Here is a 654-nt window from a genome sequence, read left to right as displayed (position 1 = left end):
CGACGATGCGGTCGCCGTGGTGGTCGATCGTCAGGCGCCCGGTGCCCGTGACCTCGCCGATCACGGCCGTCTCGACGTCCCAGCGCGCGGTGATCGCGAGGAACTCGTCGAGCTTCTCGGGGCTGACGACCGCCATCATGCGCTCCTGCGACTCCGACATGAGGATCTCGCCGGCCGTCAGGGTGGGGTCGCGCAGCAGCACGTTCTCGAGGTCGACGTGCATGCCGCCGTCACCGTTCGACGCGAGCTCGCTCGTCGCGCACGAGATGCCCGCGGCACCCAGGTCCTGGATGCCCTCGACGACGCGCGCGGCGTACAGCTCGAGGCAGCACTCGATGAGCACCTTCTCCATGAACGGGTCACCGACCTGCACCGACGGGCGCTTGCTCGGCATCTCGTCGTCGAACGTCTCGGACGCGAGGATCGACGCGCCGCCGATGCCGTCGCCGCCCGTGCGCGCGCCGAACAGCACGACCTTGTTGCCGACGCCCGACGCGTTGGCCAGGTGGATGTCCTCGTGCCGGAGCACGCCCAGGCACAGCGCGTTGACCAGGGGGTTGCCCTGGTAGCAGGCGTCGAACACGAGCTCGCCGCCGATGTTCGGCAGGCCCAGGCTGTTGCCGTACCCGCCGACGCCCGACACGACGCCGTGCA

General features: G+C 70.2%; 1 protein-coding gene. It reads right to left on the bottom strand.

Annotation, left to right across the window (positions count from 1 at the left end; genetic code table 11):
* Positions 1-654 (bottom strand): AIR synthase-related protein (locus G3I71_RS45445; RefSeq protein WP_239149769.1); only part of this gene is annotated, 654 nt, incomplete at both ends.

It is taken from the genome of Streptomyces sp. SID12501 (assembly GCF_010550245.1).
Lineage (GTDB): Bacteria > Actinomycetota > Actinomycetes > Streptomycetales > Streptomycetaceae > Streptomyces.
The sequence above is the reverse complement of the archived record's forward strand: the minus strand, read 5'-3'. Positions and strand labels throughout refer to the sequence as shown.